Source organism: Anaerofustis stercorihominis, from assembly GCF_005844425.1.
In the GTDB taxonomy this organism is placed as follows: Bacteria; Bacillota; Clostridia; order Eubacteriales; family Anaerofustaceae; genus Anaerofustis; species Anaerofustis butyriciformans.
In genome coordinates this window covers 1-7,501 of record NZ_SPHL01000056.1, presented here as the reverse complement: position 1 = coordinate 7,501, position 7,501 = coordinate 1, and the positions used below count along the sequence as shown (strand labels likewise).

Genomic DNA, 7,501 nt, shown 5'->3' with positions numbered 1-7,501 from the left:
AGCTACGGTGATAATATTTATATTTACTCTTACACCTTTAAACATATATAATATTTCAAATTTTAACCAGGAAGCAAGGCTTATAAGCATTCTCAAAGAGAATAATATGATAAAGGGAGAGGAAATAATAAAATCAAACAATATAAGCGAAGAAGATAAAGAAAAAATACAAAGCGCCCATGAATATCTTACAGTCTCAATCGGTAAAAAGTCAAACTTTGTAAAAAACATAATAGAAAAAAAAGATACAGAAAACTTATATGGATTTAAGTTTAAAGAAACATATGAATTTTCTGATTTTGTAGACGAAGAATATTATGAAGATGAAAATACAGAATATTTTTCTTTTTATCATGATTATGAAAATGAAGAAATAAACATAAAAGAATACAACAAGATGTATGAATTATATATTGAAGGAACAAAAATAGATAAATACAACGTTAATATTGACTTAGAAAATTACTTCAAAGAATTATATAAAAACAATAAAAATAATTTAGATAAAAAGTTAATATATGACATAGATAAAAATACAAGAATAGTCTTTACTTCAATAGATTTTTCTATAGAAGAAGAAAAAATAGCAGATTGTAGTTTCTATATTTATCTACTGAAAAAATAAAAAGCAGGTTTAACCTGCTTTTTTTATATAACTTTTTATATTATTTTTTTAATTCGTTTTATATTTTATAAATAAAAAAAATCGGATAAAAATCCGATTTGATTTCTTTATGGCAGGGGCAGAAGGACTTGAACCCTCGGCACGTGGTTTTGGAGACCACTGCTCTACCAACTGAGCTATACCCCTATTTTTGACACTATAAAATTATATCAAATTTTGTAAAAATGTCAATATATATTTTTAATTTATTAAGCCTTATTTTTACTTCCACAAACTTCAATAAGTTCTTTTACTCTTAATTTTAAAGTTTCAATTCCCGCTTTATTATATTCTTTTGGATCATATACATTTTCCATTTTTAAACAATCTCTTACACCTTTTGTAAACGCAGCTCTTAAATCCGTTGCATAATTTACTTTACACATTCCAAGACTTATTGCCTTTTTAACATCTTCATCTTTAGTTCCGCTTGTACCATGTAGAACCAAAGGAACACTAACCATTTTATTTATTTTATCAAGTCTTTCAAAATCTAAATTAGGAGCTTTTTTATAGAAACCATGAGCCGTTCCTATTGCAATTGCAAGAGATGAACAATTTGTTCTATCAGAAAATTCTAAAGCTTTGTCAGGGTCGGTTAGAAGTGCGTCTTTATCATTTACTATTATTTCGTCTTCTTTTCCTCCTACTCTGCCAAGTTCACATTCAACTGGAACATTACACTTTGAAGCATAATCAATAACTTTCTTTGATAGAGCAATATTTTCCTCAAAATCAAGTTTTGACCCGTCAATCATAACAGAAGTATATCCTGAGTCTATACATCTTTTGCAAAGCTCATAACTTGCTCCATGATCAAGATGAAGAACAACATCAATATTATATTCTTTCGCATAATAATTTACTATTTCATAAGCTATCTCAGGAGCAATATACTTAAGAGTTGAAGTTGTTGTCTGCATTATTACAGGAGAATTTTCTTCGCTGCATGCTTCGATTATTCCTTTTGCCATTTCCATATTTTCAAAGTTAAAAGCCGGAATAGCATATTTTTCTTCTTTTGCTTTTTTAAATAACTGTGTTGATGATATAAGTGCCATAATTACTCCTTACCTAAGTTGTCTTTACTTTTTATATTCTCTGTTTTATTATCTTCACAAATTTTTTCTGTATTTATATCAGTTACATTATCTTGTTCATTTTTCTCTAAACAAATATTCTCATAAGCTTTGTCTTTTATATTCTCTTTTTTATGTGTTTTTCTTATTATAACAATTCCAACTATTCCAATAATTATAAGTGCAAGACTTACAAGCTGAGCTGTTCTAAGACCAAATATCATAAGTGAATCAGTTCTTAAACCTTCTATAAAAAATCTTCCTATGGAATAATATATGAAATAAGAACAAATAAGTTCACCATCATATTTCTTAAACTTCTTATCTATTATGAAATACAAAAGTAAAAATCCCAGAAAATCCCAAATTGATTCATAAAGGAATGTAGGATGAACCATAATTGAACCAAGAACAGGATCAATAACATTAATTGCCCAAGGAAGAGTAGTCTGTACGCCGTGAGCTTCCATATTAAAGAAGTTTCCCCATCTTCCTATACTTTGAGCTAACAAGAAACAAGGAGCTACTATATCCAAAATGAAAAGCACATTTAATTTTTTGCTTCTACTTACTAAATATATACCTATAAAAGCACCTATAAGTCCTCCGTGGATGGCAAGTCCGCCGTTCCATATTTTATAAATATCAGATAAATGATTACTATAATAAGACCATTCAAATAATACATAATAAAGTCTTGCTCCAATAATTCCAAGAGGCAGACAAACTATCAAATAATCATATATAATATCAGTATCAATACCAAGTTTTTTTAGTGTTCTTGAACCTACTAAAAGAGCAAGAACTATTCCCGTTAGTATACATATTGCATACCATCTTATTTCAATTCCAAAGACTGAAAATGCTATTGGATTAGGTGTCAACATTTTTTCCCTCCTAAAAATACATATGGGAATTATATCACACATACATTCATTTATAAATATTTTTATATATATATTATTTCAATTTTATCTAAAATATTATATAATAAATTTTAGTTTTTTGATAAGGAGATAAAATAATGTCAATACCATTTACACATTTACATGTACATACAGAATACTCATTACTCGATGGATTTTGCAGAATAAAAGAACTACCAAAATACGTTAAAGAAATGGGTATGGACAGTATTGCAATTACCGATCATGGCAATATGTTTGGTATTATAGATTTTTACAGAGCATGTAAAGCCGAAGGGATAAAACCTGTTCTTGGATGTGAAGTATATATGACAATCGGAGATAGAAAAGGCAGAGACCCGATAAACGACAGGCAAAGATTTCACCTTATCTTATTAGCCGAAAATGATATTGGATATAAAAACCTTATGAAAATTGTATCAATTGCTTACACAGAAGGTTTTTACTATAAACCAAGAGCAGATTTTGATTTACTTGAAAAATATTCAGAAGGTATTATTGCAACCAGTGCATGTATAGCAGGTGTTATTCCAAGAAAAATCAATTCAGGAGAAATTGCCGAAGCAAGAAAATACCTTGAAAAATTTATAGATATTTACGGTAAAGACAATTTCTTTTTGGAAATTCAAGACCATGGTTTGAGAGAAGAAAAAACTGCAAATGAAGAATTAATTAAAATGGCAAAAGAGTATGGTGTAGGACTTATTGCCACAAACGACTCTCATTATTTAAAAAAATCAGATGCAGAAGCACATGATGTTCTTCTTTGTGTGCAATCTTCAAGTAACCTAAATGATGAAAACAGACTTCGTTTCCCAAATGACGAATTTTATATAAAATCCCCTGAAGAAATGAGTGAACTTTTTAAATATTGCCCTGAGGCCATAGAAAACACTCATAAAATCGCCGAGAGATGTAATGTTGAAATAGAGTTTGGACATTATCACTTACCTGTATTCCCTCTTCCTGAAGGGATGACTTCACAGGAATATTTAAAAAAATTATGCACCGAGGGTTTATATAAAAAATATAAAAACGTCACAAAAGAACTAACAGAAAGACTTGAATATGAATTAAGCGTTATTAACGATATGGGTTTTAACGATTATTTCCTTATTGTTTGGGACTTCATAAATTATTCCAGAACACATGGTATACCGGTAGGACCGGGAAGGGGTAGTGCCGCAGGAAGTATCGTTAGTTATACCTTAGATATCACACAAATTGACCCAATAAAATATTCTCTTATCTTTGAAAGATTCTTAAATAAAGAAAGGGTATCAATGCCCGATATTGATATCGACTTTTGTTATGAAAATCGTCATAGAGCAATAGAGTATGTTATTGATAAATATGGATTTGATAACGTAAGTCAAATTGTTACGTTCGGAACATTAAAACCAAAAGCTGCCGTAAAAGATATTGCAAGATGTATGGGAATCAGCTTTGAACAATCAAACAAAATTGCAAAAATGATTCCTGATGAAAATAAAATTACTGTTCAAAAAGCAATAGAAATGAATCCGGAGCTTTATCAATTATACGATGAAGACCCTACTATTACTAAGCTTTTGGATACGGCAAAAGCCGTAGAAGGTATGCCTAGACATTCATCAACTCATGCAGCGGGGGTTATAATATCCGATAGACCTGTTAGCGATTATGTTCCCCTATATCTTAATAAAGACAGTATAGCCGCACAATTCAACATGATTACGGTTGAAGAATTGGGGCTACTTAAAATGGACTTTTTGGGACTTAAAAATCTAACGGTAATTAAACATACTTTAGATAATATTAAACTATCCAAAGGTATTGATGTAGATATTGATAATATCAGCTTTAAAGACCAAAACGTTTATGACACAATAAGCAGAGGAGATACAATAGGTGTATTCCAATTAGCAAGCCCTGGAATGCAAAACTTTATGCAAAGGCTAAAACCAAACACTTTTGAAGATATCATAGCGGGTATCTCCCTTTATCGTCCGGGACCTATGGATATGATTCCTACATACATTGAAAATAAACATAACCCTGAAAATATCACATATCTTCACCCATCTCTAGAACCTATCTTAAACGTAACATATGGTATAATCATTTATCAAGAACAAGTTATGCAGATAGTTAGAGATTTAGCCGGATACTCTATGGGACGTAGTGATAACATTCGTAGAGCCATGGGTAAGAAAAAACATGAAGTAATCGCAAAAGAAAGAGAAGTATTCTTACACGGTAACGAAGAAGCTTATAACAAAGGCGAAGATAAAGAAAAAGTTCACGGATGTGTTGCAATTGGAATAGACGAAAAAACAGGTAACGAAATATATGACTTAATGGAAAAATTTGCTTCCTACGGATTTAACAAATCCCATGCTGCGGCATATGGTGTTATTTCATACCAAACAGCATATTTAAAAACATATTATCCTGCTGAGTTTATGGCTGCCCTAATTACTGTTTATATTGGTTCTGATGATAGAATGTTATACATGAATCACTTAAAAGAACAAGGAATAGAGTTATTACCTCCTGATGTAAACAAGAGTTACGCAAGATTTACGGTAGATAACGGAAGTGTAAGATTTGGTTTACTTGCTCTAAGAGGTCTTGGAGAAGGTGCCATAGAAGAAATAGTTGAAGCAAGAGAAACAAAAGGAGATTTTACGTCCTTCCCTGATTTTGTAAATAAAATTGAATTCCACTCCTTAAATAAAAAAGGTGTTGAAAGTCTTATTTTATCAGGTGCATTTGATTCACTTGGAAACAATAGAAGAGAACTTTATACTATTTATGAAGAATTTTTAAATAACACTTTAAAACAAAGAAAACAAAATATATCAGGACAAACAACACTTCTAGATATGCTTTCACAGGAAGAAAACGAGCAAATTGAAATGCATATTCCTACAATGAGTGAATTTGAGAATGCCGATAAACTTAAATACGAAAAAGAAGTTCTTGGAATGTACATAAGTGGACATCCTTTAAGAGAGTTTGAAGAGGATCTTAATAAATATACTAGCATGAAACTTTATGAAGTATATGATATGTACGGCAAGAAAAAAAGTGAAGATGAAGATGAAAGTGAAGAAGAAATAGAACCAAAAGTTCAAAATAAATACTCAAAATATAATAACAATAAAAGAGAAAGCATAAGCATTGGCGGTTTAATAACAAACGTTAAAGTAATATATACAAAAAAAGATAATAAACAAATGGCGTTTATGAGTATTGAAGATTTGACTGATGACATGGAAATAGTTGTTTTCCCAAGAACCTTTGAAGAATACAAAAACATATTGCAAACTGACAACAAAGTAATAATCAAAGGTCAAGTAAGTGTTAAAGAAGAAGATGAAGAAGTAAGCGTTTCGATTATTGCAGATAAAATTTACGACCTTGAAGATAAAAGAACAAGACCACCTGCTGTAAGAAAGAAAACAAAAGCACCAATAGTCAAAACAATTGATAAAACAGCTCAGTCCCCTGAAATCAAGAAGTCCAACTCAAATAAAATAATGGGAAAATCCCTTATACTTGTTTTAAATAAAATAAGTCCGAAAACTATGAGTGATATTAGACAGCTCTTTGTTAAATATAAAGGAGATAAAAAAGTTGTGTTATTCTCCCCTGTTTCAAAGAAATCTTACGTTGCTGATAAAAGCATGTGGGTAAGTCTTGAATTTGGATTAATTGACGAACTAGCTGAACTCATCGGAAAAAACAATATAATAATAAAATAAAAGAACCTACTTAGGTTCTTTTTTTATAAAATAATGTTTTATTTAATTTTATTATTAATATTATTAAATTTTATGATAAAATGTAATATATATTAAAACGTTTCGATAATTTTATAATATTATAAAGTGAGGGATGGAAATGGATAACGAAAGCAACAAAGATTATTTAAACAGCGAAAAGGGCGAATTTATCGTAAACAAAAAAGTTGATGAAGAAGGTAATGAAGAACTAAATACTAAAGAAGAAAAAGGAGAATTTATAGTAAATAAAAAACCAATAGAAGAAGAAAACAGCAATATTCAAGAAGATAAATTTAATAATAATGAACAAAACGAAAATATAAATACATCTTCTAATTATGAACAAAATTATAATTTTAATAACCAAAATCATTACAATTTTGAAGAAGAAATGCAAAAAATTAAAGATAAAAACAAAAAGAAAAATAAAAAAATTATTGGATTTTCCATTGCTGGTATTTTAATAATTGCCTTAATAGTTTGCTTTGCACTATTTGGAAATAACGGTCCAAGCTCTAAAGATTATGCATATAATGGCATAGAAATAAATAACTATTTTGAACTATCTCCCGAAGATTTTGCTAAAACATTAGACTATATAAACGAAAATATTTATTATAGTGACTTTGATGGAGTAACAATACCTACAATCGGTGAAATAACATTTAATGATGAAAAAGGATGCTATGAGAAAATTATCGATGATGAAAGTGAACTATACATAAACATATACCCTTCAAAAGATTATAAAAGTATAGAAAAAGTTGTTGTGTCTTATGATGAATTTTTCACATTAACTGATAGTGATAAACTAGATGAAATAAATCAAATATATTCAGCTTATGTAAATATGTCGATGAATATTTTTGATGGATATAATAATTTTGAACAAAGTAAAAATAAAAAAATTTGGGATAAATTAAATTCAATTAAATATAAGTACAATGATGAAGGCATAGGTTATGGTAAAATTTCTTATGAAGATTATAAAGTAACATATACTAGAAACGATTTAGAAGATGGAACAACATCAATTATAATGGAACCAAACAACTAAAAAGC

5 protein-coding genes and 1 tRNA gene are annotated in these 7,501 nt (G+C 29.2%); 3 read left to right on the top strand and 3 right to left on the bottom strand.

The window, feature by feature from the left end:
- On the top strand, positions 1–625 hold a 625-nt coding region (locus FGQ49_RS09745), incomplete at its 5' end, for a hypothetical protein (protein WP_207669805.1).
- Between the two features lie 110 nt (positions 626–735).
- Here FGQ49_RS09745 and FGQ49_RS09740 read toward each other — a convergent pair.
- The 3 genes from FGQ49_RS09740 to lgt all read right to left on the bottom strand — a co-directional run bounded on the left by FGQ49_RS09740 (position 736) and on the right by lgt (position 2,630).
- Positions 736–811: transfer RNA gene (locus tag FGQ49_RS09740), tRNA-Trp, on the bottom strand.
- A 62-nt stretch (positions 812–873) separates the two neighbouring features.
- A complete protein-coding gene (locus FGQ49_RS09735; RefSeq protein ID WP_138269678.1) occupies positions 874–1,725 on the bottom strand; it encodes a class II fructose-bisphosphate aldolase in 852 nt (283 codons plus the stop codon).
- A 2-nt stretch (positions 1,726–1,727) separates the two neighbouring features.
- Complete coding sequence (gene lgt / locus FGQ49_RS09730) at positions 1,728–2,630, bottom strand: prolipoprotein diacylglyceryl transferase (protein ID WP_138269677.1); 903 nt, start codon at positions 2,628–2,630, stop codon at positions 1,728–1,730.
- A 137-nt stretch (positions 2,631–2,767) separates the two neighbouring features.
- Here lgt and FGQ49_RS09725 point away from each other — a divergent pair, with 137 nt between their 5' ends.
- Together FGQ49_RS09725 and FGQ49_RS09720 are read left to right on the top strand one after the other, a co-directional pair.
- A complete protein-coding gene (locus FGQ49_RS09725; RefSeq protein ID WP_138269676.1) occupies positions 2,768–6,418 on the top strand; it encodes a DNA polymerase III subunit alpha in 3,651 nt (1,216 codons plus the stop codon).
- Between the two features lie 139 nt (positions 6,419–6,557).
- Positions 6,558–7,496 (top strand): hypothetical protein, encoded by a 939-nt coding sequence (locus FGQ49_RS09720; RefSeq protein ID WP_138269675.1) that lies wholly within the window; start codon positions 6,558–6,560, stop codon positions 7,494–7,496.
- Positions 7,497–7,501 lie beyond the last annotated feature (5 nt).